The organism is Aquabacterium sp. J223 (genome assembly GCF_024666615.1).
In the GTDB taxonomy this organism is placed as follows: Bacteria; Pseudomonadota; Gammaproteobacteria; order Burkholderiales; family Burkholderiaceae_C; genus J223.
In genome coordinates this window covers 3,083,573-3,108,162 of the sequence record NZ_CP088297.1, presented here as the reverse complement: position 1 = coordinate 3,108,162, position 24,590 = coordinate 3,083,573, and the positions used below count along the sequence as shown (strand labels likewise).

Sequence of the window (24,590 nt, the reverse complement as noted above, 5' to 3'; positions counted from 1 at the left end):
TAGGTAGAAGCGAGAGACGAAGAGATCCTCCTCGTCTCCACCACCGACAAGAAAAAAGCCAGGCCGTTCGGCCTGGCTTTTTTCATGGCGCGGTCGCCGCGGGTCGATGCGCCAGCAGCCAGTCCCGCGCCTGCTCCGGCGGCATGGGGCGGGCGTAGAGGTAGCCCTGGCCCTTGCCGCAGCCGGTGGCGGCCAGCAGGGCGGCCTGGCCGGGGGTCTCGATGCCTTCGGCGACCGTGTGCATGCCCAGGCTGCCGGCCACCATGACGGTGGCTTCGATGAGCACCCGGTGGTGCAGGCTGGACTCCGCCTGCATGACGAACGAGCGGTCGATCTTGACCACGTCCACCGGCAGCTGCTGCAGGCTCGACAGCGACGAGTAGCCGGTGCCGAAATCGTCCAGCGCCAGCTTCACGCCCAGGCCCTTCAGCGCCTTCAGCGAGGCCTGCACCGAGGCGTCCTGCGCGGCCAGGCTTTCGGTCACCTCCAGCTGCAGGCAGGCGGCCGGCAGGCCGCTGGCGTCCAGCGCCCGCTGCACCTGTCCGGCGATGGTCGCGGCCTGCGCCTCGCCGCTGAGCTGCGCCCGCGACAGGTTCACCGACAGCACCTGCAGGGCCTCGCCTCCGGGCTGCGCGCGCCAGCCGGCGAAGGCCTGGCAGGCGCTGCGCAGCACGAACTCGCCCAGCGCGCCGATCAGGCCGGCCTCCTCGGCGACCTGGATGAATTCCACCGGCGAGACCTCGCCGCGCTCCGGGTGGCGCCAGCGCGCCAGCGCCTCGACCCCGGTGGCGGCGCCGCTGTGCAGCGCCACGATGGGCTGGTAGGCCACGTGCAGGCCGCCGTGCTCCAGCGCCCGGCGCAGGTCGGCTTCGGTGGCCGCGCGCTGGCGGGCGCGCTGGCTCAACGCCGGGTCGAACGGCTGCAGCCGTCCGCCGCCGGTGCGCTTGGCCTCGCGCATGGCCAGGCCCGCGTCCTCGACCAGCGTGTCGGGGTCGGCCTGCGCCGCCGCGGGCACCAGGCCGGCGCTCACCGTCACATGGCAGAACTGGCCGTCCACCAGGTAGGGCCGGCAGAGGCTGTCGACCAGGTTCACCGCGGCGCGCAGCGCGTCCTCACCGCGGCCGGGCGCCTCGACCAGCGCGACGAACTCGTCGCCGCCGAAGCGCGCGGCCGGCACCTGCGCCGCTTCCCACGACTCGGGCACCAGCGCCCCGCTGAGCCGGTGCGCCACCTGGCGCAGCAGCTCGTCGCCGGCGGCGGTGCCGAGCCGGGTGTTGAGCATGGTGAAGCGGTCGACGTTGATCACCAGCACCGCCAGGCTGTGGGTGCCGCCGCGCAGGCGGCCGACGGCCTCGGCCACCAGCTCGCGGCCGGCCACGCGGTTGGGCAGGCCGGTCAGCGCATCGGTGCGGCTGGCGGTGCGCAGCCGGGCGTTCAGGCGCTGCGCCTCGCGCTGTTCGGCGAGGGTGATGTCGCTCACGCTGGCCATCAGCGTGGACGCGTCCAGCCGCAGCAGCCGCAGGCCCAGCACCTGCAGCCCGCCGCGCACCGCCGGCCCGCGCACCGCCACCCGCAGCCCGTCGGCCAGTTCGTCGCCGGGGGTGCGCTGGTCGCGTGCGCGTTGGCGCAGGTCGGGCGCGTGCGCGGCCAGCAGGTCGAACAGGTTGCCCAGGTCGCCCCCCTGCGGCCAGCGGCATCAGCAGCTGCGCCGCCATCGGGTTGATGAGGGTGACCTGGCCGTCGTTGTCGGTCTGCACCAGGCCCACCGGCGTCTGGTAGAGGAATTGCAGCAGGGCCTCGTAGGCGGTCGGCGGCGCCAGCAGCGAGCCCGGCGGGGCGCTCATGTCCATGTCGATCACCTCAGCGTGGCGGCCGGTTCCGGTTGCCAGCCCACGGCGCGGTTGCGGCCACGGCACTTGGCGGTGTAGAGCGCGGCGTCGGCGCGCGCCAGCAGGCCGTGCACGCCGTCCACGTCGTCCGCCATCGTGGCGACGCCGGCGCTCACCGTGCAGGTGATGCGGTGCTCGCCCACGTGCACCGCCTGGCCGGCGAGCACCCGGCACAGGCGCTGCGCCATCTCCAGCGCGCCGTTGGCGTCGACGCCGGGCAGCAGCAGTGCGAATTCCTCGCCGCCGAGGCGGGCGATGATGTCCAGTGCGCGCGAGGAGGCGGTCAGCCCGGCCGCCAGGTGGCGCAGCACGCCGTCGCCGCCGGCGTGGCCGTGGCGGTCGTTGATGCGCTTGAAGTGGTCGACGTCGATCATCACCAGCGACAGCGGCCGCGGTGCGCGGGCCCAGCGGGCCAGTTCTGCGCTGCGCGGCATCGAAGAAGGCGCGACGGTTCGCCAGCCCGGTGAGGTGGTCGCGCACCACCGAGTCGAGCAGCTCGCGCGTCAGCTCGCTGCGCTCGCCGATGTCGCGCAGCACCAGGCTGAAGCCGCGCGGACGGTCGGGGTCGCCCTCGGCGTCGGGCGGCAGCGGCACCAGCAGGCAGCTGCCCCAGAACCGCGAGCCGTCGGCGCGCACCAGCCAGCCCTCGTCCAGGCTCCAGCCGCAGGCCAGCGCGTCGTCGAGCCGGTCCTGGGCCAGCCGCGCCGGCAGGCTGTCGGGTTCGTGCAGGCAGGCGTAGGACTGCCCGACCAGCGCGTCGTCGTGGCCGGTGAGCCGGCCGATGCCGGCGTTCCACGCCCGCACCCGGCCGTCCGGGTCGAGCTTCAGCAGCGCGTGTTCGGTCAGGCTGCCGGCGATGGCCTGCGTCCAGGCCTGGCTGTCGCGCAGCTCGCGCTCGCGCAGCACGCTCTGGGTGACGTCGGACAGCACCGCCATCAGCCGCGAATCGTCGAGCTTGAGCACCGTCAGCGACAGCACCCGGCCGTCGCGCCGCTCGGGCGGGCCCATGTGCACCGGCAGCTGCAGGTCCTGGCAGACCAGGCCGTGCCGCCGCGGGAAGGCCTGCACCCGGTGGCGCAGGTCGGGCGCCACCGCCGCGAAGGCGTCGTACAGGTTCTGCAGCGCGCCGTCGGACACCAGCGGCATCAGCAGCTGGCAGCACAGCGGGTTGACGAGCAGGATCTCGCCGTCGATGCGCGCCTGGGCCAGGCCGATCGGCGCGCTGTAGAGGAACTGGACGAGGGCCTCGTACTCCTGCACGTCCACCTGCGGCCGGGGCTCAGCCATGGCGGCCGACCAGCACCCAGCGCAGCGCCGCGCCGGGGCGCGCCAGCAGCCGCAGCTTCACCTTCACCGGCCGCATGCGCAGCGTCAGCACGTAGTCCAGCGTCTCGTCCAGCGGCTGGCCCTCGGCCTGGGCGTCCTCGAAACGCTGCGACACCATGAAGTTGTTCATGCACGGCGCCACGACGGTGAAGAGCGCATGCCCCACCACGCGCGAGATCGACAGCCCGGCGGCCTCGGATTCGAAGCGGTTGTAGCGCCGCACCACGCCGTCGTCGTCGAAGCCGATGGCGCCGAAGGGCAGGTCGTCGAGCGCGGGGTCGGACAGCGCGGCCAGTTGCAGTTCCAGGGCCGGGGCGGTGAAGGCGGTGGGCAGGGTCATGGCAGGTGGGCAGGTGCGCGGGATGTGGAGGTTGCGTCGTTGTCCGGAGCTCTATCGGCCAACTTCTGGTGTGCTGAACCCGGGAATGTCGGAAACCGCTTGCCGGCGCCGTCGCCGTGACATATCGCCAGGCCCGGCCATAAGCAAAACGCCGGTGCGGCGGCCACAAGGTCAGTGGCGCCGGCGGCGGCCGTCGCGCATGCTTCGCACCGTCGAAAAGGAAGCCCGATGCCCCTGCACGTCCAGCCCGTCACCCCGTCCTTCGTCTGCGAGTTCACCGGCGTGGACCTGCGCACCGACGCCTCGCCGCAGCTGGCGCAGGCCGTGATGGAGGCGATGGACCGCTTCGGCGTCTCCTTCTTCCGCGGCCAGTCGATCGGCGACGAGCAGCAGATCGCCTTCAGCCGCCTGTTCGGCAACCTGGAGCAGTCGCCGCACTTCGGCCGCAAGACCGGCGAGACGGTGCGCATGAAGTTCCCCGAGCTGTTCGACGTGTCGAACCTCGACGAGCAGGACCGCATCCTGCAGGACAGCGACGCCCGCCGCCTGTACCGCGCGGCCAACCTGATGTGGCACACCGACAGCTCCTTCCAGCCCGGCGGTGCCGGCTACTCGCTGCTGTCGGCGCGGGTGGTGCCCAGCTTCGGCTCGGACACCGAGTTCGCCGACATGCGCGCCGCCTACGACGACCTGCCCGAGTTGATGAAGCGCCGGCTGCAGGGCCTGGTGGTCGAGCACTCGACCTTCCATTCGCGCAGCCTCATCGGCTACCGGTTCACCGAGGACGAACTGAAGCGCCGCAGGCCCACGCTGCAGCACCTGGTGCAGGTGCACCCGCGCTCGGGCCGCCGGTCGCTGTACCTGGCGTCGCACGCCTCGCACGTCGTCGGCATGCCGCTGGACGAAGGCCGCGCGCTGCTGAAGGAACTGACCGAGCACGCCACCCAGCCCAAGTACGTGCACGCCCATGCCTGGCAGGCCGGCGACCTGCTGATCTGGGACAACCGCTGCACCATGCACCGCGCCACCCCCTACGACGACATGAAGGAGCGCCGCGACCTGCGCCGCACGACGGTGATCGGCGACCTGCCGCTCGTCGAGACGGCGGCCGCGGCCTGACCGCTTGGCGAACCAACCGACCGGCGCGCTGCGCCTCCACGCCGACCCGCGGTCTTCCTCCTCGCTGCGGGTGCTCTGCTACCTGCGCCACAAGGCGCTGGCGGTGACGCTGGTGCCGGTGCGCCTGGGCGAGGGCGAGCACCGCAGCGCGCACTTCCTGGCGTTGAACCCGGCCGCCGCCGTGCCCGTGCTGGAACTGCCCGACGGCCAGGCGCTGACCCAGTCGCTGGCCATCCTGGAGTACCTGGAGGCCCTGCACCCGCAGCCGCCGCTGCTGCCCGCCGAGTCGCTGGCCGCAGCGCGCGTGCGGTCGCTGTGCGCGCTGGTGGCGGCGGACCTGCACCCGGTCACGAACATGCGCGTGCGCCGGGCGGTGGCCCAGGCCGCCGGCGACGACGCGGCGACCGCCTGGGTGCGCGACTTCACCCTGCAGGGGCTGGCCGCGGTGGAGGCCGCGGCGGCCCGCCACGGCGGCGCCTTCAGCGTCGGCGACGCACCCACCCTGGCCGACTTCTTCGTCGCGCCCGCCCTGTTCAACGCCCGCCGCTTCGGCGTCGGGCTCGACCCTTTTCCGGCGCTGCAGCGCGTGCAGGCCGCCTGCCTGGCGCTGCCGGCCTTCGAGCCGCTGCGCTGACGACCCCCACACCATCCACTCCAGAGGCTGTCCATGAAAATCATCGAGCGCACCGACGAGCGCATCCTCACCGCCAACGTCTTCGAGCGCGACGGCGCCCGCACGGCGCGCCCCGACCTGGGCCGCTGGACCGAGCCGGCGCGCGACATCCCCGTCTACCACCGCTGCGACGTGCTGGTGGTGGGCGGCGGGCCGGCCGGCACGGCCGCCGCCGCCGCGGCCGCCAAGGCCGGCGCCGACGTGGCGCTGCTGGAGCGCTACAACCACCTGGGCGGCCTGTCCACCGGCGGGCTGGTGATCTGGATCGACCGCATGTCCGACTGGGAGGGCAAGCTGGTCATCCGCGGCTTCGCCGAGGAGCTGTTCGACCGCCTGCCCAAGGACGCGGTGGCCGGCCCCCCGCGCGAGCAGTGGGGCAGCCGCGACCCCGCGCAGGCCGCGCACTGGTCGATGCGCACCGCCGCCTGGCATGGCACCGTGTGCTGGTCGCCCACCATCGACCCCGAGCGGCTGAAGCTGCTCAGCCAGGACATCGTGCTGGAGCGCAAGGTCAAGCTGATCTACCACTCCTGGGCCAGCCAGCCGATCGTCGAAGACGGCGCGGTGCGCGGCATCGCCTTCGAGAGCAAGGAAGGCCGCATGGCCATCCGCGCCCAGGTGGTGGTCGACTGCACCGGCGACGGCGACATCTTCGCCCGCGCCGGGGCGGCGTTCGACAACGACATCGAGGAGGGCGATGCGCACCACTGCATGAACACCTCGTGGCTGTTCGCCGGCATCGACATGAAGCGCTGGATCGCCTTCCGCCAGGGCCAGCCGGAGCAGTTCTCCCAGTTCATGGCGCAGGGCCGCGAGGAATGCGGGCTGTTCGAGAAGCCCTACGTCAGCTGGCGCGACGACATCGCCGTCTTCATGGGGCCGCGGCAGTCGGGTTATTCGGCGCTGGACGTCGACGACCTGACCGAGGTCGAGGTCCGCTCGCACAACGCCATGCGCGCGCACCTGGACTTCTTCCGCAAGCACGCGCCCGGCTTCGAGAACGCCTACATGATGCTGAGCGCGCCGCAGCTGGGCGTGCGCCACGCCCGCCGGCTGAAGGGCGTGGACAGCGTGCTGCGCAGCCGCTGGCCCGAGGGCACCGCGCTGCCCACCGAGGTGGCCGTCACGCCGGCGGTGAGCCCGAAGTTCCCCAACATCTCCATCCCCTACGGCGCGCTGGTGCCTGAAGCGCTCGACGGCCTGCTGGCCGCCGGCCGCCACGTGAGCTGCGACCGCAACTCGCACGGCTTCATGCGCGAAATCCCGCAGTGCTGGCTGACCGGCCAGGCCGCGGGGGCCGCCGCCGCGCTGGCGGTGTCGCAGGGCGTGGAGCCGCGCGCGGTGGACATCGCGTCGCTGCAGAAGGCCTTGCTGGGGCAGGGCGCCTACCTGCGCCCGGCCACCGTGGCCGAGGAGCAGGCGGCATGAGCGGCCAAGGCAACCAGCCCAAGCGCAAGCTCAGGAGCAACTTCCCCCGCGGCTCCTACCTCTGGGCCGGCCGCAACGCCCACTGGCAGGCGCTCGGCATCCCGGAGGAGGACTGCGAGAAGCCGAAGATCGCCGTCGTCAACTCCAGCTCCGACCTGGCCGCCTGCTTCAGCCACCTCGACCGCATCGTGCCCGTCGTCAAGCAGGCGATCCGCGACGCGGGCGGCGTGCCCTTCGAGATCCGCACCACCGCGCCCAGCGACTTCATCACCGGCGCCGGCGCCCGCGGCGCCTACATGCTGTCGGTGCGCGACCTCATCACCAACGACATCGAGGCGCCGGTCGAAGGCGCGCTGCTCGACGGCATGGTCTGCCTCACGTCCTGCGACAAGACCATCCCCGGCCAGCTGATGGCCGCGGCGCGGCTCAACATCCCGACGATCATGGTGCCGTGCGGCTACCAGGCCAGCGGCGAGTACAAGGGCCAGCACGTCGACGTGGAGGACGTTTTCCTCGGCTCCATGCACGTGCTGACCGGCAAGCTCGACCGCGAGGACCTGATCGGCATGAGCCGCCAGGCCATCCGCTCGCCCGGCGTGTGCACCGGCCTGGGCACCGCCAACAGCCTGCACATCGCCTGCGAGGCGCTGGGCATGGCGCTGCCCGGCAGCGCCCCGGTGCGGGCGATGAGCGAGAAGATGCTGGCCCACGCCGCCGAGGCCGGCCGCCGCATCGTGCAGATGGTGTGGGACGACCTGAAGCCGCGCGACATCCTCACCCCCGGCGCCTTCCGCAATGCGGTGACCGCGGTGCTGTCGGTGGGCGGCTCGCTGAACTCGGTCAAGCACCTGCAGGCGGTGGCCACCGAAGGCGAGGTGGGTGCCGACGTCTACCGCCTGTTCGAGACCCTGTCGCCGCAGGTGCCGGTGCTGGCCAGCCTGCGGCCGGTGGGCGATCGCTTCATGGAGGAATTCGAGGATGCCGGTGCCGCGCAGGCGCTGCTGAAGCAGCTGCTGCCGATGCTGGACGCGCAGGCGCTGACCGTCACCGGCCGGACGCTGGCACAGAACCTCGAAGGCTTCGAGGTGGGCGACGCCGAGGTCATCCGCCCGCTCGACAAACCGATCACCAGGCAACCGGCGGTGATGGTGCTGCGCGGCAGCCTGGCGCCGGAGACCGGCCTCATCAAGACGGGCCTGGGCGAACGCAAGGACCGCCGCTTCGAAGGCCGCGCGATCTGCTTCGACGAACGCGACCCGGCGCTGCAGGCCATCAAGGACGGCACGGTCCAGCCCGGCCACGTGGTGGTGATGCGCGGCGCCGGCCCCTGCGGCGGCCCCGCCATGGGCGGCGGCGCCTCGCTCGTCGTCTTCGCGCTGGACGGCGCGGGGCTCGGCGATTCGGTGGCCATGCTCACCGACGGCCACCTCTCCGGCCTGGTCTGCAAGGGCCTGGTCGTCGCCGAGGTGTCGCCCGAAGCCGCCCGGGGCGGCCCGCTGGCGCTGGTCCGCGACGGCGACACGATCACCATCGACCTCGACACGCGGGAGGTGAACCTGGAGGTGCCCTCCGACGAGCTGGACCGGCGCCGCGCCGCCTGGACCGCGCCCAAGCCCCAGTTCGACCGCGGCTGGCTGCAGATCTACCGCGAGCGGGTGAGCCCGCTGCCGCAGGGGGCGGTGCTGGTGAGGACCGACAGGCGTTGAGGGGACCTCACGCCGGCGACGCCGGGTTCACCAGGCCATGCCGCACCGCATACAGCGTCAGGCTGGCCACGTCGCCGATCCCCAGCCGCTCCATGATGCGGGCGCGGTGCACGTCGACGGTCTTCGAGCTCAGGCCCAGCCGGAAGCCGATCTCCTTGCTGCCGTGACCGCTGGCGATCAGCTTCAGGATCTCCAGCTGGCGGGCGGTGAGCCGTTCCTCCGGGGACGGCTGCGGCGTCTCGGCGAGCCGGCGCGATGCCGTCGCGCCGAGGTAGGTGAGGCCGCGCATCACCGACAGCACCGCATGCTCGAGCTCCAGGGCCGAGCTCTCCTTCATGATGTAGCCCGACGCGCCCAGCTGGATGGCGCGCCGGATGAAGTCCGGCGAGTCGTGCATGGACACCACCAGCACCCTCGGCCCCGCGGGCTGGCCGCGCAGCGCCTCCAGCACCGCCAGCCCGTCCATGTCCGGCATGGAGATGTCGGTGACCACCAGGTCGGGCCGCAGCCGCCGCACCTTCTCCAGCAGCTCCACGCCGCTGCGCGCCTCGTCGACGACCTGCACGCTGTCGATGGTCTGCAGCAGCAGCTTGAGGCCGGAGCGGACCAGTTCATGGTCGTCGGCCAGCACGGTGCGCACGGGCTTGGCGTGCTCCATGGCGTTCATCCGATGCGCAGGCACAGCACGGTGCCGCGGCCGGGCCGGCTGCACACCTTGAGTCGACCTCCGGCCAGCTCCGCGCGCTCCTGCATGCCGCGCAGGCCGATGTTGTGCTCGTTGACCGGCCCGTGCAGCACGGCATGCACGTCGAACCCCCGGCCGTCGTCGGCCACCGTGAGCCGCAGCGGCCGGCCGGGTGCCAGGCGCAGGCGGATCGTCACGCGGCGGGCCTGCGCATGCCGGATGACGTTGAGCAGCGCCTGCTGCAGCACCCGCAGGGCGACGGCGCGCGAGGGGTGCTCGGGCGTCGGGTCCTCGCCCTGCACCTGCAGGTCGGCGCGGATGCCCGGCGGCCCCAGCTTGCGCTCCAGCATGGCCCGCACCGCCGGCACGAAGCCCAGCAAGCCCAGCTGCGCCGGCCGCAGGTCGAAGGACAGCGTCTTCACCTGCTGCAGCGCCTGGTCCGCCATGGCGAGCGCGCTGTCGCGGTGGGCGGCGCCTTGCGCCGCGTCCGGCGTGCGGCCCGCGGCATGCAGGTGGATCATGATGCCGGTCAGCAGCTGGCCCAGCCCGTCGTGCAGTTCGCGCGCGATGGACGCGCGCTCGCGCTCCTGCGCATCGACCATGCGGGCCGACAGCGCGCGGTAGCGCGTGTAGGTCTCGGCCAGCTGCTCGGTGGTGCGGCGCTGCTCGCGGTGGTGGGCCCGCACGGCGAGCACGCGATGGATCACCGTGGGCAGCAGCGCCAGCTTGTCCTTGGGCACGTAGTCGTGAGCGCCGTTGCGCAGCAGCTGCACCACGGTGGCCTCGGCGATGGCGCGCGTCACCACGATCACCGGCGGCGCGCGGCCGGGACAGCGCTGCAGCAGCGCCAGGGCGCGCTCGGCCGAGAAGCCCGGCATGCTGTAGTCGCACAGCACCACGTCGGGCGGGCCGGCCAGCGCGTGCATCAGCCCGCGTTCGTCGGCCACGCGTTCCAGCGTGGCGTCCAGCTCGGCCCGCGCGAGCGCCAGGCGGACGAGTTCGACGTCGTCTTCTTCGTCATCGATGCAAACGATGTTCAGCATGTTCATTCCTGCGGGTCGAGCGGCAGCGCCTCGGGCGGCGGCGCGGATTCCTGGCACAGCGGCAGACGCACCTGGAACACCGCGCCGCCGCCTTCTCGGTTGTGTCCTTCCACCGCGCCGCCATGCAGCTGCGCGATGCGCGCCACCGTGGCCAGGCCGACGCCGGTGCCACGGAAGTCGCGCTCGCTGTGCAGCCGCTGGAACGGCCGGAACAGGCGGTGTGCGTGGTCCGGGTGGAAACCCACGCCGCGGTCCGCCACCTCCAGCAGCACATGGTCGACATGCCGCGAGGCCGACAGCTCCACCACGGCGGGACCGACGGGCGAGAACTTGACCGCGTTGTCGACCAGGTTCTCCAGCATCACCTGCGCCAGCCCGCGGTCGGCCATCAGGACAAAGGCCTGGGGCGCCTGCAGTTCGACGACGCGCCCCGGGTGCCGCTCGCGCACCGCGTCCGCCACCTGGCGGGCGAGTTCGCCCAGGTCGAAGCGCTGCAGGCGCAGGGCCGAACGCGACAGGCGCGACAGCGCCAGCAGGTCCGAGATCAGCTCGTCCATGCGCTCGGCGTTGCGCCGCACCCGCTGCAGGTAGCCGCGCGCCACCTCGTCCACCTCGCCGGCCTGGCCCCCGAGCACCGCCTCGATGAAGCCGTGGATCACCTGCACCGGCCCGCGCAGGTCGTGCGACACGGTGTACGAAAAGGACTCCAGTTCCTGGTTCAGGTGCTGCAACCGTTGCTGCTGCCGTTCGAGCTCGGTGATGTCGGTGCTGACGCCGACCCAGAACTCCACCGCACCGTCGGGACCGCGCACCGACGTGCCGGCCGCCAGGAAGCTGCGGTAGCCGCCCTGCCAGCTGCGGATGCGGTAGCGGGTGCGGTAGGGCACGCCCTCGTCCACGGTGCGCTGCACCGCCGCCAGCGTCGGCGCCCGGTCGTCCGGGTGCAGCGCGTCCAGCCACCGCTCGCCCATCCAGCCACCGGCACGCGGGCCGACCAGCGCCTCCCAGGCATGGTTGAAGTAGGTGGTGCGGCCTTCGGCGTCCGCCTGCCACACGATCTGAGGCGACAGGTCGGCCATGGTGCGGTAGAGCTTCTCACGCTGCGCGAGCGCGGCGCTGCGTTCGGCCACGGTGGCCTCCAGTTGCGCGTTCAGCTGCCGCAGGGCTTCGGTGGCGGCGAGCTCCGCGGTGCGGTCCACCGGGCAGACCATCCGATGGTCGGGCCCGTCGAAGCCGGCATCGCTGGCGTGGATCTCCACCATGATCCTCTCGCCGGTCGCGGTGACGTGGCGCCAGCGCGGCCGGACGGCGAGGTCGCCCCGGTCCCAGCTGGCCCGGTGGCGCTGCGCGTCTTCCCGATCCTCTGGCGCCACCAGGTGCAGCACGGGCAGCGACAGGAAGGCCTCCCGGCTGTAGCCGTACATCGCCAGCGCCGCCTGGTTCACGTTGACCATGCGGCGGCTGGCGCGGTCGTAGGTGAACAGCGGCAGCGGGTGCTGGTCGAACAGCAGGCGGTATTTCCGCTCGCTGTCGTGCAGCCGGTCCAGCGCCTCGTGGCGCGCCTGCACGTCCCGCAGCACGAGCAACCACTGCACGCCGCCCATCTCGTGGGACAGCGGCGTCAGGTCCGCCTCCATCCAGCGGCGCCCGTGCCGCAGCTCGACGGCACACTCGATGTGTAACGGCTGGTGATGCCTGCAGGCCTCCTGCACCTGAGGCGTCACGTCGCGAAGCAGTCCGTGGAGCGGATCGAACAGCTGTGCCTGCGCCTCGTGGAGCGAGGGCGCCTGCAGCGCGTCGAACGCCGCGTTGCCCCAGACGCGGGTCCAGTGGCCCTGGTGCGACACGCTGGCCAGCAGCACCGCATCGCCGCTGGGGAAGACGGCGCCCGACAGCGCCTGCGCCAGCGATGCCGTGGCGAAGGCCTCGGTCACGTCCTGCACGGTGCCCACCAGGGCGGCGGCCCGGCCCGCCGCGTCCCGGGCCGCCACCCGACCGCGCACGTGCAGCGCCCGTTCGGCGCCGTCCACCGGCCGCACGATGCGGCAGACGACGTCGGCGTCCGAGTCGCCGGCGGCCAGGCGTGCGGCCTGGTGCCGCACCCGTTCCTGGTCCGCCGGGTGGACGAGGGCCAGCATCGTCTCGAAGGGCATCCGGCTCCCCTCGGGCAGCCCGAACATCGTCATGGCCTGGCTGGGCCACTCCACCGCGCCCGTCGTGAGGTCGTGGCGCCAGAAGCCGACGGCACCGGCCCGCTGCACGTCGTCCAGCCCCTGCAGGCTGCGGCGCAGGGCCTGGTTGAACCGTCGCTGTCGGCGCGCCGAAAGGGCCACCAGAACGGCCGCCGCGCTGGCCAATGCGCCGGCGGCGATGACCGCACCACCGTGCCACGGCACCTGCGCCGCGTGGGCCTGGAACGCCGCGCCGAGCACGGCGGCCAGCCATGCGGTCGACAGCAGGAGGACCGCACGCATCACCTTGCGCGGCAGGGAAGACGTCAAAGGGGGAGCTCGAGCTGTGCGGCGCGGAGTCCGCTGCGGAGACAGCGCAGCAAGCGCTGCGCCTAAGGACATGCGGCAGGTGGGGTCGTCGGTCACGGGATCAAGGTCCGCCCCAACGCACGATCTCCGCGGCCAGCGACTCCAGCGGCAGCGAGCGCTCCACCGCGCCGCGGCGCACGGCCTCCTTGGGCATGCCGTACACCACGCAGCTGGCTTCGTCCTGCGCCAGCGTGCGCGCGCCCGCCTGCCGCATTTCCAGCAGGCCGGCGGCGCCATCGTCGCCCATGCCGGTCATCACGATGCCCAGGGCGTTGCCGCCGGCGGCGCGGGCCATCGATCGGAAGAGCACGTCCACCGACGGCCGGTGCCGGTTGACGGGCGGGCCGGCGATCACGTCCACCATGTACTGCGCGCCGCTGCGCTTGAGCACCGTGTGCTTGCCGCCGGGCGCGATGAGCGCGCGACCCGGCAGCACGCGGTCGTGGTGCCGGGCCTCCTTCACCTCGATCTCGCACAGGCCGTCCAGCCGCGCCGCGAACGCGGCGGTGAAGTGCTCCGGCATGTGCTGAACGATCACCAGACCGGGGCTCACCCGGGGCAGGCGGGTGAGCACGGCTTCGAGCGCCTGCGTGCCCCCGGTGGAGGTGCCGACGGCCACCACACGCTCGGTGGTCTGGCCCATGGCGCGGGCGCCCGTGGGTGGCAGCACCGCGTCGGCGTTCAGCTTGGCGGCCGGCACCGCGGCCGCCACCCGGCATGGCCGGGCGCGCGCCGCGGCGCGCACGGTGGCGGCGAGCTCGCCGCCGCTGTCGAGCAGGAACTGCTTCAGGCCGAGCCTCGGCTTGGCCACCACCGCCACCGCGCCGGCGGCCATGGCCTCCACGGTCGTGCGGGCGCCCTTTTCGGTGAGGGTGGAGCAGACGACCACCGGCGTGGGCCGCTCGGCCATCAGCTTGCGCAGGAAGGTGATGCCGTCCATGCGCGGCATCTCCACGTCTAGCACGATGACGTCCGGCCACTGCTGCTTCATGCGGTCCATCGCCAGCAGCGGGTCGGCCACGGCGCCGATCACCTCGACGCCGGGGCTCTCCTGCAGCAGGCCGGTGAGCACCTGCCGCACCACGGCCGAGTCGTCCACCACGAGCACGCGCACGGTCCGGATGGCGTCGTTCATGGCTTGCGGTAGATGGACGGCGCCAGCGCCGCGACCGCACCGCTCACGTCGCCGAGGCTCTCGGCATGGCCGATGCAGAAATGGCCGCCCGGCCTGAGCAGCGACAGCACGCGCGCCACCACCTGGCGCTTGGTGTCGCCGTTGAAATAGATCATCACGTTGCGCAGGAAGACCAGATCGAAGCTGCCCAGCTGCGGCAGCGTGGTGTTGAGGTTGACCTGCGCGAACCGCACCCGCCGGCGCAGCGCCTTGTCCACCAGCAGGGTGCCTTGCTGCGTGCCCGTGCCCTTCAGGCAGAAGCGCTTGAGGTAGGCGGGCGGAATGTGGCGCGCACGCTCCATCGGGTAGTGCCCGCTGCGTGCCTTGTGCAGCACGCGCTGGCTGATGTCGGTGCCCACCACCTCCCATGGCGCGTCGCCCATGCGGTCGGCCAGCACCATCGCGATGCTGTAGGCCTCCTCGCCGCTGGAGCTGGCCGCGCTCCACACCCGCATGGACTGCCCGCGTGCGGCCGCCTCGTTGGCCAGCCGGTGCAGCAGCTCGAAGTGGCGCGGCTCGCGGAAGAAGTAGGTCTCGTTGGTGGTGAGCAGGTCGATGGCGGTCTGCACCTCCTCGGCGTTCCGGCCCTCGCGCAAGATCTCGAAGTAGGCGCCGTAGCTGGTGCATCCGTGCGCCGCCAGCCGCTTCGACAGGCGCCCGCTCACCAGCGACTTCTTCGCCTCCGACATCGTGATGCCGGCACGGTCGAAGATGAAGCGCTGGAAGCGCTGGAACTCGGCGTCCGTGATCGGTGTCATGCGTCGCCGGCGCCGGTGTTCACGCCGCCGCCTCTTCCTGTTCGGCGGCCGGTTCGCCGAGCGCCCCCAGTTCGTCCATGGCCAGCACCCGGTCCACGTCGAGCAGGATCACGAAGCGCCCCTTCACCTTGCCCATGCCGAAGATGAAGTCGGTGCGGATGCGCGCGCCGAAGGCCGGCGGCGGCTCGATGTCGGCCGGCGCGATCTCGATCACCTCGTTGACCGCGTCCACCACCACGCCGATGACCTGGCGCTCGTCGCCGGCCTGCACCTCCACGATGACGATGCAGGTGCGCTTGGTCACCGGCGACGGCGGGCGGCCGAAGCGCGCCTGCGGGTCCATCACCGGCACCACGGCGCCGCGCAGGTTGATCACGCCGCGCACGCTGTCCGGCATCATCGGCACGGCCGTGAGCTGGGCGTATTCGATGATCTCCTTGATGCACAGGATGCCGATGGCGAAGGCCTCGCCGGCCAGCATGAAGGTGAGGTACTGGGCCGGTTCCTGCGCCGGTCGCGCGCCGTTCGGCACCCCTTTCGTCACTGCGTTCATCGCGCGCTCCCGTTAGAACCTGGCGAACTGCGATTCGTCGACCACGTCGGTCTGCGCCACCTGCGCCGCTGCCCTGCGCTGCGACGAACGCGTTGCGCCCTGGATCAGGCGGCGGGCGGCGACGGCGTGGGCCGTGCGCTGCGGCGCGGCGGCGCCGTCGCCCAGCTTGAAGAAGGCCATGGTCTGCTGCAGCTGCTCGGCCTGGCTGCTCATCTCCTCGGCGGTGGCGGCCAGCTCCTCGGAGCTGGAGGCGTTCTGCTGCGTGGTCTGGCTGAGCTGGCTCACCGCGCCGTTGATCTGGCCCACGCCCGAGCTCTGCTCCTGCGAGGCGGCGCTGATCTCCTGCACCAGGTCGGAGGTCTTGCGGATGTTGGGCACGATGGCGTCCAGCAGGGTGCCGGCACGCTCGGCCAGTTGCACGCTGTCGCTGGCGACGGTGCCGATCTCCTGAGCGGCCACCTGGCTGCGCTCGGCCAGCTTGCGCACCTCGGCCGCCACCACCGCGAAGCCCTTGCCGTGTTCGCCCGCCCGCGCCGCCTCGATGGCGGCGTTCAGCGCCAGCAGGTTGGTCTGGTAGGCGATGTCGTCGATGATGCCGATCTTCTGGGCGATCTGCTTCATCGCGCTGGCCGTGGCCTTCACGGCCTCGCCGCCCTCCGTGGCCTCGGCCGCGGCCTGGCTGGCCATGCCATCGGTGACGCGGGCGTTCTCGGTGTTCTGCGCGATGGAGGCGGTCATCTGCTCGATGGAGGCGCTGGTCTGCTCGACGCCGGCGGCCTGCTCGCTGGAGGCCTGCGACAGCGACTGCGCCGTGGCGCTCACCTCCTCGGACGCGCCGGCCAGCGCCTCGGCGCCGGCGTTGACGTCGGCCACGACGCTGCGCAGGCGAGCGATCATGTTCTGCATCGCGGCCAGCATCTGGCCGATCTCGTCCTTGGAGGCGTTGTCGATCTGCACCGTCATGTCGCCTTCGGCCAGCCGGTTGGCCGCGTTCAGCGCCTGGTTCACCGGGCGGGTGATGGAGCGGGTGACCAGCAACGCGCAGACGACGGCGATCAGCAGCGCGCCCGCGATCACGGCCGTCATCGTCGTGCGCGCCTGGTGATGCGCCGCGGCCGCCTCCTTGGCCGACGCGTCGTTCAGCTTGCTCTCGAGGTCGACCAGCTCCTGGAGGACGTTGCTCCACTCGAGGACCTTCGGTCCGCTGTCCTTGACCAGCACTTCCGCCGCTTCGTCGTTCTTGTTCTGCAGGGCCAGCGGGATCACCCGGTCCTGACTCGATTGCGCGGGGCCCTTCATGGCCTTCAGCCTGTCCCACAGCGTGCGCTCGGCGTCGGTGGTCCCGGGCAGCTCCCTGAACATCCGGTCGAGGTCCGCCTCCAGCGCGTCGTAGCGCTTGCGAGCGCCCGTGAGCAGATCCTGTTGCTGGCGAATGCCGGCGTCGTCCGTCACGAGCACCATGTTGCGCAGGCGCACGCCCGACTCCTTCACCTCGGACATCATCTTGGCCGCCGTGATGAGTTCGGGGTTGTTCACCTCGGTGATGGTCGTCAGCGCCGAGTTGAGGGCGCCGAGCTTGTCGAGCGCCACCGCGTACATGCCGCACAGCAGCGCGATGAGCAGGAGGAACGCCAGGCCGAGCCGGACGCCGATCTTGAGATTCGAAAACATGGGTCTTCCTTGAAGATTCAATGGGAGGCGAGCGCCGGGACGGCGCTGCCGTCGGCGGGGCCGTTCATCAGGTTGAAGAGGGCGGGCACGTCGAGGATGAGTGCGACTTCGCCGTTGCCCAGGATGGTCGAGCCGCTGATGCCGCGCACCTGGCCGAACATTCGCGACAGCGGCTTGATCACCGTCTGCGCCTCGCCGAGCAGGGCGTCCACCATCAGGCCGGCCTTGGCCTGCCCGTGGCGCACCACCACCAGGTTGTCGCGGCTGCCCCGCGCGCCCTGCACGTCGAACAGCTCGCGCAGCCGGATGACGGGCAGCACCTCGCCGCGCAGGTCGGTGTAGCCCCGCGCGTCGTCGCAGGCGAAGGCCACGCACTCCTCCACCATGTCCAGCGGCAGCACGAAGACGGACTGGCCGATGCGCACCTGGAAGCCGTCGATGATGGCCAGCGTGAGCGGCAGCCGCACCGTGACCGTCGTGCCCCGGCCCGGCGTGCTCGCGATGTCCACGCTGCCGCGCAGCGCGGCGATGTTGCGCTTGACCACGTCCATGCCGACGCCGCGGCCCGAGAGGTTGGTCACCTTCTCGGCGGTGGAGAAACCCGGCTCGAAGACGAGCGCGAAGGTGTCGGCGTCGGACAGGTGCTTGCCGGGTTCGACCAGGCCGCGCGCCACGGCCTTGGCGAGGATGCGCTCGCGGTCGAGCCCGCCGCCGTCGTCCCCGACCTCGATGACGATGCTGCCGGAGTCATGGAAGGCGTTGAGCCGCACCGTGCCCTGCGCCGGCTTGCCCTGCGCCGCGCGAACGTCGGCCGGCTCGATGCCGTGGTCCATCGCGTTGCGCACCAGGTGCGTCAGCGGATCGGCGATGCGCTCGACCACGGTCTTGTCCAGCTCGGTGTCCTCGCCGCTCACTTCGAGCGCGATGTCCTTGGCGAGCTCGATCGCGACGTCGTGCACGACGCGCTTGAAGCGGTTGAAGGTCGATCCGATCTTCACCATGCGCAGCTGCAGCGAGGCGTCGCGGACCTGCTCCACCAGCGTGGCCACCGTGGAGTGGCTTTCCTGCAGCTCCACGATGCGCGTGCTGCGCGCCACCAGCTGGGCACCGGCCGCCGCGATCACCAGCTCGCCCACCAGGTTGATCAGGCGGTCCAGCTTGTCGGCGTCCACGCGGATGGAGTGCGTGTCGGCGCCACGGCCGTCCTTCGGCGCCCTGGGCCTGGAGGGCGCGGCGTCCGCCACCGGCGTGGCGCGGGCCGGCCCGCCCGGGGTGCCGGCCAGGCCCGACGCTGCCGCTGGCAGCGCCGGCGAGGCCGGCGGCCGCGGCACGATCCGCAGCTGGCAGTCGTCGCGCACGAACTCGAACACGTTCTCGATCGCCGCCCGGTCGGCCTGCGTCTGCAGCCCGATCTCGAAGCCGAGGTAGCAGCACTCCGGGTCCATCGCGTCGGCGCCCGGCATCGCGTCGGCCAGCGTGGCGATGTTCACCACCCGGCCGAGCGTGTCCAGGTAGCGGATGAACGCCATCGGGTCCATGCCGTTGCGCAGCACGCCGGGGCCGAAGCGCAGCGACAGGTGCCAATGACCGCCGTTCGCGTCGGCGCCGTCGGCCGGGCGATCGCCCGGCGCTGCGTCGCCGTCGTCGGGCGGCGTGGTCTCCGCCGCACCCAGGTGCTGCCGCAACTGCGCCAGCAGCGGTGCGCCCAGCGCGGCCACGGCCGGGTCGGCGTCGGTGCGGCGCAGGTCCACGTCCGCCACCAGCGCGGCGACGTGGTCGCCGCAGGCGAGCAGCAGCGAGACCAGCGCGGCGTCCAGCACCAGGGTGCCGGCGCGCACCTCGTCGAGCGCGCTTTCCACCACGTGGGTGAAGGTCACGATGCGGTCCAGGCCGAACAGCCCGGCCGATCCCTTGATGGTGTGGGCGGCGCGAAAGATGGCGTTGACCAGCTCGGGCCTGGCACCGGCGTCCGCCTGGCACACGGCCAGCAGCGCGCTCTCCATCTCCGCCAGCAGCTCGCGGCTTTCGACGATGTAGGTCTGCAGTGCGTCTTGAAGGCTCGTCGGCATGTCAACCTCCGGCCGGCGCGGGGACGGCGATTGCATCGCCGAAGTGCGGCAGCAGGTCCAGCAGCCGCAGGGCGTCCATCACGGCGGTGCTGGGGTTCACCAGGTGCAGGGCGCGCTGCCGCTCGACGGCCGTGCGCCGGGCCAGCAGCAGCAGCTGCACGCCGGCGGTGTCGATCTCGGCGACGCCGCGGAGGTCCAGCGCCACCGCGGGCGCCTGGTCCAGCGCGGCCATCAGCTGCGGCTTCAGTTCGGCCGCGCGGTAGATCGTCATCTCGCCGTCCACGCGCAGGTGGACCGTCTCCGGCGGGCTCATGGCGCGACCACCTTCTGCACCACGGCGAGCAGCTGCTCGGGGCGGAAGGGCTTGACCATCCACGCCTTCAGGCCGGCCTCCTGGCCGGCGCGCTTCTTGGCCTCGTCGGTCTCGGTGGTGAGCATCACGATCGGCGTGAAGCGGTACGCCGGCAGCTGCTTGACGGCCTTCACGAACGACAGGCCGTCCATGTGGGGCATGTTGAGGTCGCTCACGATGAGGTGCACCTTGTCGCCCTTGAGCTTGGCGAGCGCGTCCCGGCCGTCGCAGCCCTCCAGCACGTGGTAGCCCGCGCCGCGCAGGGCGATGCCCACGACCTGCCGCAGCGAGGCCGAGTCGTCGACGATGAAGATGGTCTTGGCCATGGCGTGGCTCCTGGTTCCTAGAAGAAGGTGACGTCGGCGGCGGTCGACGGCGCGGCTTCGGCGCCGCCGCGGTGGACGGTCCGTTCCTCGGCGGTGGCGTAGCTGTGCTCCAGCGCCACCAGCAGCGGCGCGGGGTCCGCGGGCTGCAGCGCGCCGGTGTCCCGCCAGCGGCGGCGGCTGTCGTCCCAGGCGGTCGGCAGCCGTTCGATGTTGGCCTTCACGTGGCCCATGATCTGGTTCACGCGGTCCTGGAACTGCAGCTGCACCAGCGCCTGCGACACCTCTTCGCGGATCTCCACGCCGCGCCGCCGCAGCAGGTCCGCCGAGGCCACGACGCCATCGGTGGCGTCGCGCAGGCTGCCCATCACGTCGCCGATGCGCTGCTCGCATTGCTGCACCGTGTGGCCGTCCTCGCGCGACGCAGCCTCGGCCGACGCATGCGTCTGCGCGATGGCTTCGTTGACCTGGGCCACCCGCTCGGCGATGCGCTTGCCGGTGTCGCCCGACATGGCGGCCAGCTTGCGCACCTCTTGCGCCAGCACGCCGAACCCGCGGCCGAGGTCGCCGGCATGGGCGGCCTCGACGGCCGCGTTGATGGCGAGCAGGTTGGTCTGCCAGGCGATGTGCGCGACGTCGCTGGCCATCTCCTGCAGGTCGCCGATGAAGCCGGTGAGCTGCTGGACCTGGGCCATCATCGCCGCCTTCGATTGCAGCGTGGCGTGCATCGCGTCCACCACCGCGGCCAGCTCGCGCTGGCTGTCGGCGAAGAGCACGGACAGGCGTTCGCCGCCTTGCTCGCCGCGGGCGTCCAACGCCTGCTCGAGCCGGACGACGATGGCGCCGAAGCGCTCGGCGAGCGCGGCGACCGCCTGCTCCATCTGCGTGCGGGAGCTTTCCAGCTGGCCGGCCCACACCGGCGTCAGCTGTTGCGCAAAGCGCAGGCTGCCGTCCAGGTACGCCGTCAGGCCTTCACGCTGCCGCCGCTGGGCGGTGAGGAGCGCACGCGTGCTGACCGCGCCGGCGATCACCACCATGGCGGCCAGCAGGACGCTGGCCAGGTGCGCGGGACCCATGCACAGCAGGGCCGCGCCGGCCACCCCGCCCAGCAGGGCGGGCGCGGCCAGCAGACGGCGTGAAAGGGAAGTGTTCATGCCTGCCCATTTCGGCAGGCGCTTCCACCAGGCGCATCAGGCGATCGCCACCACCGGCTTAAGAAAATGCCCTAACGGGCGGGCTCGCCTTTCAGTCCTTGGACGGGGACGGCGTCACGGTCGTGCCTCGCCCATCACCTCCTGCACCAGCGCCGCGAACTGCTCGCAGGCGGGCGACAGCAGCCGGCCGCGCTTCCTCACCAGCGCGATGCCGCGGTGCACGGTGGGGTGGGTCAGCGGCCGCACCACCAGCTGCGCATCCGCCGGCGCCACCAGCGCCGCCGGCAGGACGGAGAGGCCCAGCCCGCAGGACACCATCCACAGCGCCGTGGCCAGGAAGGCCACGTCGTTGACGACCTGCAGTTCGAGGCCGGTCCGGGCGGCCGTGCGCTCGATGAGGCCGCGCACGCCGTAGCCGGCGCGGATCAGGATCAGCGGCTGCTCGCGCAGCTGCGTCCAGCGGACGGTGCGCTGCGCGGCGAAGGGGTGCCCGGCCGGGCAGACCACGCAGAGGCGGTCGAGCACCAGCGGCTGCAGCGTCAGCCCGACGCCGCCGCGCTCCGGCGTGCCGATGCCCAGCTCGGCCTGTTCGCTGACCAGGCGGTCGACGAACTGCTCGGGCGCGCAGTCGTCCACCACCACGCGGATGCCGGGATGGGCCTGCACGAAGCGCCGCATCAGCGGCGGCAGCAGGGCCAGGCCGACGCCGGGCGTGACCGCCAGCCGCACGCTGCCGCGCCGGTGCTCCTGCCACTCTCGCACGTCGCGACCCAGCAGCGACACGTCGGCCAGGATGCGCTCGGCCGTGGGCAGCGCGTCCAGCGCCGCGGCGGTCGGCCGCAGCCGCCCGGCGGCACGGTCGAACAGCGGGGCTTCCAGCGCCGATTCGAGCTGCTTCAGCAACACGCTGACGGCGCCCGGCGTCACCGCCAGCTGCTCGGCCGCGGCGCTGAGCGTGTGAAGCCGGCAGACGGCGACGAAGGCGCGCAGTTGCTTGAGGCTCACGTGGCGGTCGAGGTTCACTTGAAGGCGCCTCAAAGATCGTTTGGAAGATTTCGATTTTCATGAATCTTCCGCCGACGCCCAATGCAGCGTTCAGAACACTGAGGAGACAGGCATGCGAAGCGGCATGACGCGGCGGGCGGCGCTGGTGGCCGCGGGCCTCGCGGCGACGGCGCGGCCGGGCGTGGCGCAGGAGGGCGCGCGCTACCCCAGCCGGCCGGTGAGGCTGGTCGTTCCCTTCCCGCCGGGCGGCTCCACCGACGCGGTGGTGCGCATGCTGGCGCCGCCGCTGGCCGACGGCCTGGGGCAGCCGGTGCTGGTGGAGAACCGGCCGGGGGCCGGTGGCGGCCTCGGCCTGGCCGCCGTGGCGCAGGCGCCGGCCGACGGCCACACGCTGGGCATCGGCGCGGCGGGCGGCCTGGCCGCCAACAAGAGCCTGTACCCCAAGCTGCCCTACGACCCGGTGCGCGACTTCGCGCCGCTGTCGCTGATCGCGCACATCCCGTTCGTGCTGGTGGCCCACCCCGGGGCGCCGGCGTCCACGCTGGCCGACCTGCTGGCGCAGGCGCGGCGGGCGCCGAAGGAGGTCGCCGTCGCCCACGGCGGCAACGGCACCGCCATGCACCTGTCGATCCAGCTGCTGGGGCAGCTCGGTGCGGTCGGGCTTTCGGAGATCGCCTACAAGGGCACCGGCCCGGCCACGCTGGACGTGATGGGGGGGCAGGTGCCCTACGCCATGCTGGACCTGCCGTCGGCGCTGCAGGCCATCCGCAGCGGCAAGCTGCGGCCGCTGGCCGTCACCGGCCGGCGCCGGCTGTCGGACCTGCCCGACGTGCCGACGGCGGAGGAGGCCGGCGTCAAGGGCTACGAGTCGACCGGCTGGTTCGGCCTGGTGGCCCCGGCGCGCACGCCGCCTGCCGTGCTGGAGAGGGTGCAGTCGCAACTGCAGGCGGTGCTGGCCGACCCCAAGGTGCAGGCCAGCGCCCGCGCGGTCGGCGTCGAGCTGGAAGGCAGCACGCCGGCGGAGTTCGGCCGCTTCATCGGCAGCGAGATCGACAAGTGGGGCCAGGTCATCAAGGTCTCGGGAACGCGACTGGAATGAGCACCAACGCCCATCAGCACCACGAGGCCGACGTCGCGATCGTCGGCGCCGGCCCGGTCGGCCTGACGCTGGCCATCGACCTGAGCCGGCGCGGCCACCGCGTGCTGCTGCTCGAATCGCGCGCGTTCGGCGAGCCGCCGAGCGTCAAGTGCAACCACGTCTCGGCGCGCACGATGGAGCAGTTCCGGCGCCTCGGCCTGGCGGAGCGCATCCGGTCCACCGGGCTGCCGGAGGACTTCCCCAACGACGTGGCCTTCCGCACCGCCTTCACCGGGCAGGAGTTCGGCCGCATCCCCATTCCCTGCCGGCGCGACCGCTTCACCGACCGGTCCGGCCCCGATGGCTGGTGGCCGACGCCGGAGCCGCCGCACCGCATCAACCAGATCTTCCTGGAGCCGCTGCTGCTGGAGCACGCCGCGTCGCGGCCCGGCGTGACGCTGCTCAGCCGCGTGCAAGCCGACGGGGTGGAGGCCGACGACGACGGCGTCACCGTGCAGGCCGAGGACCTGGACGGCGGCGGCCGGGTGACGGTGCGCGCCAGGGTGCTGGTCGGCTGCGACGGCGGCCGCTCGGGGGTGCGCAAGGCCATCGGCGCCACGCTGTCCGGCACGCCGGTCGTGCAGCGGGTGCAGTCCACGCTGATCCGCGCGCCGCAACTGCTGTCGCGGCTGCAGGGCCCGCCGTCCTGGGGCAGCTACTCGCTCAACCCGCGCCGCTGCGGCACGGTGTTCGCCATCGACGGCATCGAGCGCTGGCTGATCCACAACCACCTGGCGCCCGGTGAGGACGAGACCAGCGTCGACCGCGACGCATCGATCCGCACCATCCTCGGCGTCGAGGACGACTTCCCCTACGAGGTGCTCAGCCAGGAGGACTGGGTGGGCCGGCGCCTGGTGGCCGACCGCTTCCGCCAGGGGCGGGTGTTCATCGCCGGCGACGCCGCGCACCTGTGGATTCCCTATGCGGGCTACGGCATGAACGCGGGCATCGCCGACGCGATGAACCTGTCCTGGCACCTGTCGGCCTGGCTGCGCGGCTGGGCCGACGCCGCGGTGCTGGACGCCTACGAGCGCGAGCGGCAGCCCATCACCGAGCAGGTGGCGCAGTTCGCCATGGACCATGCGCTGCAGATGATCAAGGCCAAGGCCGCGGTGCCCGCCGGCATCGAGGACGACGGCGCCGACGCCGACGCGCTGCGCGAGCGCTACGGCCAGGAGATGGTGGCGTTGAACGTGCTGCAGTTCTGCTGCGCCGGCCTCAACTTCGGCTACTTCTACGACCGCTCGCCGCTCATCGCCTACGACGGCGAGGCCGCGCCGGCCTATTCGATGGGCGGCTTCGAGCCGTCCACCGCGCCGGGGTGCCGGGCGCCGCACTTCCACCTCGCCGACGGGCGTTCGCTGTACGACGCCTTCGGCGACGACTACACCCTGCTGTGCTTCGGTGCCGCCGACGCCGCGGCGCCGCTGCAGGCCGCCGCGCGCGCCGCCGGCCTGCCGCTGGTGCGGCTCGACATCGACCGCACCCGGGCGCCGGTGCCCGACGTCTACCGCCACGCGCTGGTGCTGTGCCGCGCGGACCAGCACATCGCCTGGCGCGGCGATGCCCTCACCGAGGCCGAAGCGGCCGCCCTGGTGGCGCGCTGTTGCGGCCGACCTTGACGCGCTGACGCGCGTCCGATTC

21 protein-coding genes are annotated in these 24,590 nt (G+C 72.4%); 6 read left to right on the top strand and 15 right to left on the bottom strand.

The features are described 5' to 3' along the window. Positions 1–82 precede the first annotated feature (82 nt). The 3 genes from LRS07_RS14765 to LRS07_RS14755 all read right to left on the bottom strand — a co-directional run bounded on the left by LRS07_RS14765 (position 83) and on the right by LRS07_RS14755 (position 3,555). Positions 83–1,570 carry a putative bifunctional diguanylate cyclase/phosphodiesterase gene (locus tag LRS07_RS14765; protein ID WP_260498761.1) on the bottom strand — a complete coding sequence of 496 codons (1,488 nt, stop codon included), beginning with the start codon at positions 1,568–1,570 and terminating at the stop codon, positions 83–85. A gap of 285 nt (positions 1,571–1,855) precedes the next feature. Next, a complete protein-coding gene (locus LRS07_RS14760) occupies positions 1,856–2,323 on the bottom strand; it encodes a GGDEF domain-containing protein (RefSeq protein WP_260498760.1) in 468 nt (155 codons plus the stop codon). 845 nt (positions 2,324–3,168) lie between these two features. Continuing rightward, positions 3,169–3,555 carry a PAS domain-containing protein gene (locus tag LRS07_RS14755; RefSeq protein ID WP_260498759.1) on the bottom strand — a complete coding sequence of 129 codons (387 nt, stop codon included), beginning with the start codon at positions 3,553–3,555 and terminating at the stop codon, positions 3,169–3,171. A 228-nt stretch (positions 3,556–3,783) separates the two neighbouring features. Here LRS07_RS14755 and LRS07_RS14750 point away from each other — a divergent pair, with 228 nt between their 5' ends. The 4 genes from LRS07_RS14750 to ilvD are packed head-to-tail and all read left to right on the top strand — an operon-like array spanning position 3,784 to position 8,481. Further along, a complete protein-coding gene (locus LRS07_RS14750; protein WP_260498758.1) occupies positions 3,784–4,674 on the top strand; it encodes a TauD/TfdA dioxygenase family protein in 891 nt (296 codons plus the stop codon). A 4-nt stretch (positions 4,675–4,678) separates the two neighbouring features. Then, positions 4,679–5,308 (top strand): maleylacetoacetate isomerase, encoded by a 630-nt coding sequence (maiA, locus tag LRS07_RS14745; RefSeq protein ID WP_260498757.1) that lies wholly within the window; start codon positions 4,679–4,681, stop codon positions 5,306–5,308. A gap of 33 nt (positions 5,309–5,341) precedes the next feature. Then, complete coding sequence (locus LRS07_RS14740) at positions 5,342–6,775, top strand: FAD-dependent oxidoreductase (RefSeq protein WP_260498756.1); 1,434 nt, start codon at positions 5,342–5,344, stop codon at positions 6,773–6,775. Beyond that, positions 6,772–8,481 carry a dihydroxy-acid dehydratase gene (ilvD, locus tag LRS07_RS14735; protein ID WP_260498755.1) on the top strand — a complete coding sequence of 570 codons (1,710 nt, stop codon included), beginning with the start codon at positions 6,772–6,774 and terminating at the stop codon, positions 8,479–8,481. Before LRS07_RS14740 ends, ilvD begins: the two co-directional genes overlap by 4 nt. 7 nt (positions 8,482–8,488) lie before the next feature. Here the strand turns inward: ilvD and LRS07_RS14730 are convergent, their stop codons facing one another. The 12 genes from LRS07_RS14730 to LRS07_RS14670 form a co-directional block, all read right to left on the bottom strand. Then, the gene (locus LRS07_RS14730) at positions 8,489–9,139 is read right to left on the bottom strand and encodes a response regulator transcription factor (protein WP_260498754.1); all 651 of its coding nucleotides are present in this window, start codon (positions 9,137–9,139) and stop codon (positions 8,489–8,491) included. Between the two features lie 5 nt (positions 9,140–9,144). Next, positions 9,145–10,209: a hybrid sensor histidine kinase/response regulator gene (locus LRS07_RS14725; RefSeq protein ID WP_260498753.1), complete on the bottom strand. Its 1,065-nt coding sequence runs from the start codon at positions 10,207–10,209 to the stop codon at positions 9,145–9,147. A gap of 2 nt (positions 10,210–10,211) precedes the next feature. After that, positions 10,212–12,683: a PAS domain-containing sensor histidine kinase gene (locus tag LRS07_RS14715; RefSeq protein WP_312028305.1), complete on the bottom strand. Its 2,472-nt coding sequence runs from the start codon at positions 12,681–12,683 to the stop codon at positions 10,212–10,214. Between the two features lie 127 nt (positions 12,684–12,810). Next, positions 12,811–13,872, bottom strand: a complete 1,062-nt coding sequence (locus LRS07_RS14710) for a protein-glutamate methylesterase/protein-glutamine glutaminase (RefSeq protein WP_260502123.1) — start codon at positions 13,870–13,872, stop codon at positions 12,811–12,813. Positions 13,873–13,880: 8 nt separating this feature from the next. Further along, positions 13,881–14,681 (bottom strand): CheR family methyltransferase, encoded by an 801-nt coding sequence (locus LRS07_RS14705; RefSeq protein WP_260498752.1) that lies wholly within the window; start codon positions 14,679–14,681, stop codon positions 13,881–13,883. 19 nt (positions 14,682–14,700) lie between these two features. After that, positions 14,701–15,234, bottom strand: coding sequence for a chemotaxis protein CheW (locus LRS07_RS14700; RefSeq protein ID WP_260498751.1), 534 nt, complete (start codon positions 15,232–15,234; stop codon positions 14,701–14,703). Between the two features lie 12 nt (positions 15,235–15,246). Beyond that, complete coding sequence (locus tag LRS07_RS14695; RefSeq protein WP_260498750.1) at positions 15,247–16,905, bottom strand: methyl-accepting chemotaxis protein; 1,659 nt, start codon at positions 16,903–16,905, stop codon at positions 15,247–15,249. A gap of 17 nt (positions 16,906–16,922) precedes the next feature. Further along, on the bottom strand, positions 16,923–18,974 hold the full coding sequence (locus LRS07_RS14690) for a chemotaxis protein CheA (protein WP_260498749.1): 2,052 nt from the start codon (positions 18,972–18,974) through the stop codon (positions 16,923–16,925). Position 18,975: 1 nt separating this feature from the next. Beyond that, complete coding sequence (locus LRS07_RS14685; protein ID WP_260498748.1) at positions 18,976–19,287, bottom strand: STAS domain-containing protein; 312 nt, start codon at positions 19,285–19,287, stop codon at positions 18,976–18,978. Further along, on the bottom strand, positions 19,284–19,652 hold the full coding sequence (locus LRS07_RS14680) for a response regulator (RefSeq protein WP_260498747.1): 369 nt from the start codon (positions 19,650–19,652) through the stop codon (positions 19,284–19,286). Before LRS07_RS14680 ends, LRS07_RS14685 begins: the two co-directional genes overlap by 4 nt. A gap of 17 nt (positions 19,653–19,669) precedes the next feature. Next, the gene (locus tag LRS07_RS14675; protein ID WP_260498746.1) at positions 19,670–20,803 is read right to left on the bottom strand and encodes a methyl-accepting chemotaxis protein; all 1,134 of its coding nucleotides are present in this window, start codon (positions 20,801–20,803) and stop codon (positions 19,670–19,672) included. A 114-nt stretch (positions 20,804–20,917) separates the two neighbouring features. Then, entirely contained in the window at positions 20,918–21,826 is a 909-nt protein-coding gene (locus LRS07_RS14670; protein WP_260498745.1) for a LysR family transcriptional regulator, read from the bottom strand. Positions 21,827–21,920: 94 nt separating this feature from the next. Between LRS07_RS14670 and LRS07_RS14665 the strand changes: the two genes are divergently transcribed. Then, positions 21,921–22,907 carry a tripartite tricarboxylate transporter substrate binding protein gene (locus LRS07_RS14665; RefSeq protein WP_260498744.1) on the top strand — a complete coding sequence of 329 codons (987 nt, stop codon included), beginning with the start codon at positions 21,921–21,923 and terminating at the stop codon, positions 22,905–22,907. After that, positions 22,904–24,568, top strand: coding sequence for an FAD-dependent oxidoreductase (locus LRS07_RS14660; protein WP_260498743.1), 1,665 nt, complete (start codon positions 22,904–22,906; stop codon positions 24,566–24,568). The genes LRS07_RS14665 and LRS07_RS14660 overlap by 4 nt, the downstream gene beginning before the upstream one ends. Positions 24,569–24,590 lie beyond the last annotated feature (22 nt).

Excerpts from the sequence above, each read along its gene's own strand:
- LRS07_RS14760 (WP_260498760.1), bottom strand. The coding sequence starts at position 2,323 with ATGCCGCGCAGCGCAGAACTGGCCCGCTGGGCCCGCGCACCGCGGCCG.
- LRS07_RS14755 (WP_260498759.1), bottom strand. The coding sequence starts at position 3,555 with ATGACCCTGCCCACCGCCTTCACCGCCCCGGCCCTGGAACTGCAACTG.
- LRS07_RS14750 (WP_260498758.1), top strand. The coding sequence starts at position 3,784 with ATGCCCCTGCACGTCCAGCCCGTCACCCCGTCCTTCGTCTGCGAGTTC.
- LRS07_RS14740 (WP_260498756.1), top strand. The coding sequence starts at position 5,342 with ATGAAAATCATCGAGCGCACCGACGAGCGCATCCTCACCGCCAACGTC.
- ilvD (WP_260498755.1), top strand. The coding sequence starts at position 6,772 with ATGAGCGGCCAAGGCAACCAGCCCAAGCGCAAGCTCAGGAGCAACTTC.
- LRS07_RS14730 (WP_260498754.1), bottom strand. The coding sequence starts at position 9,139 with ATGGAGCACGCCAAGCCCGTGCGCACCGTGCTGGCCGACGACCATGAA.
- LRS07_RS14725 (WP_260498753.1), bottom strand. The coding sequence starts at position 10,209 with ATGCTGAACATCGTTTGCATCGATGACGAAGAAGACGACGTCGAACTC.
- LRS07_RS14715 (WP_312028305.1), bottom strand. The coding sequence starts at position 12,683 with ATGCGTGCGGTCCTCCTGCTGTCGACCGCATGGCTGGCCGCCGTGCTC.
- LRS07_RS14705 (WP_260498752.1), bottom strand. The coding sequence starts at position 14,681 with ATGACACCGATCACGGACGCCGAGTTCCAGCGCTTCCAGCGCTTCATC.
- LRS07_RS14700 (WP_260498751.1), bottom strand. The coding sequence starts at position 15,234 with ATGAACGCAGTGACGAAAGGGGTGCCGAACGGCGCGCGACCGGCGCAG.
- LRS07_RS14695 (WP_260498750.1), bottom strand. The coding sequence starts at position 16,905 with ATGTTTTCGAATCTCAAGATCGGCGTCCGGCTCGGCCTGGCGTTCCTC.
- LRS07_RS14690 (WP_260498749.1), bottom strand. The coding sequence starts at position 18,974 with ATGCCGACGAGCCTTCAAGACGCACTGCAGACCTACATCGTCGAAAGC.
- LRS07_RS14685 (WP_260498748.1), bottom strand. The coding sequence starts at position 19,287 with ATGAGCCCGCCGGAGACGGTCCACCTGCGCGTGGACGGCGAGATGACG.
- LRS07_RS14680 (WP_260498747.1), bottom strand. The coding sequence starts at position 19,652 with ATGGCCAAGACCATCTTCATCGTCGACGACTCGGCCTCGCTGCGGCAG.
- LRS07_RS14675 (WP_260498746.1), bottom strand. The coding sequence starts at position 20,803 with ATGAACACTTCCCTTTCACGCCGTCTGCTGGCCGCGCCCGCCCTGCTG.
- LRS07_RS14665 (WP_260498744.1), top strand. The coding sequence starts at position 21,921 with ATGCGAAGCGGCATGACGCGGCGGGCGGCGCTGGTGGCCGCGGGCCTC.
- LRS07_RS14660 (WP_260498743.1), top strand. The coding sequence starts at position 22,904 with ATGAGCACCAACGCCCATCAGCACCACGAGGCCGACGTCGCGATCGTC.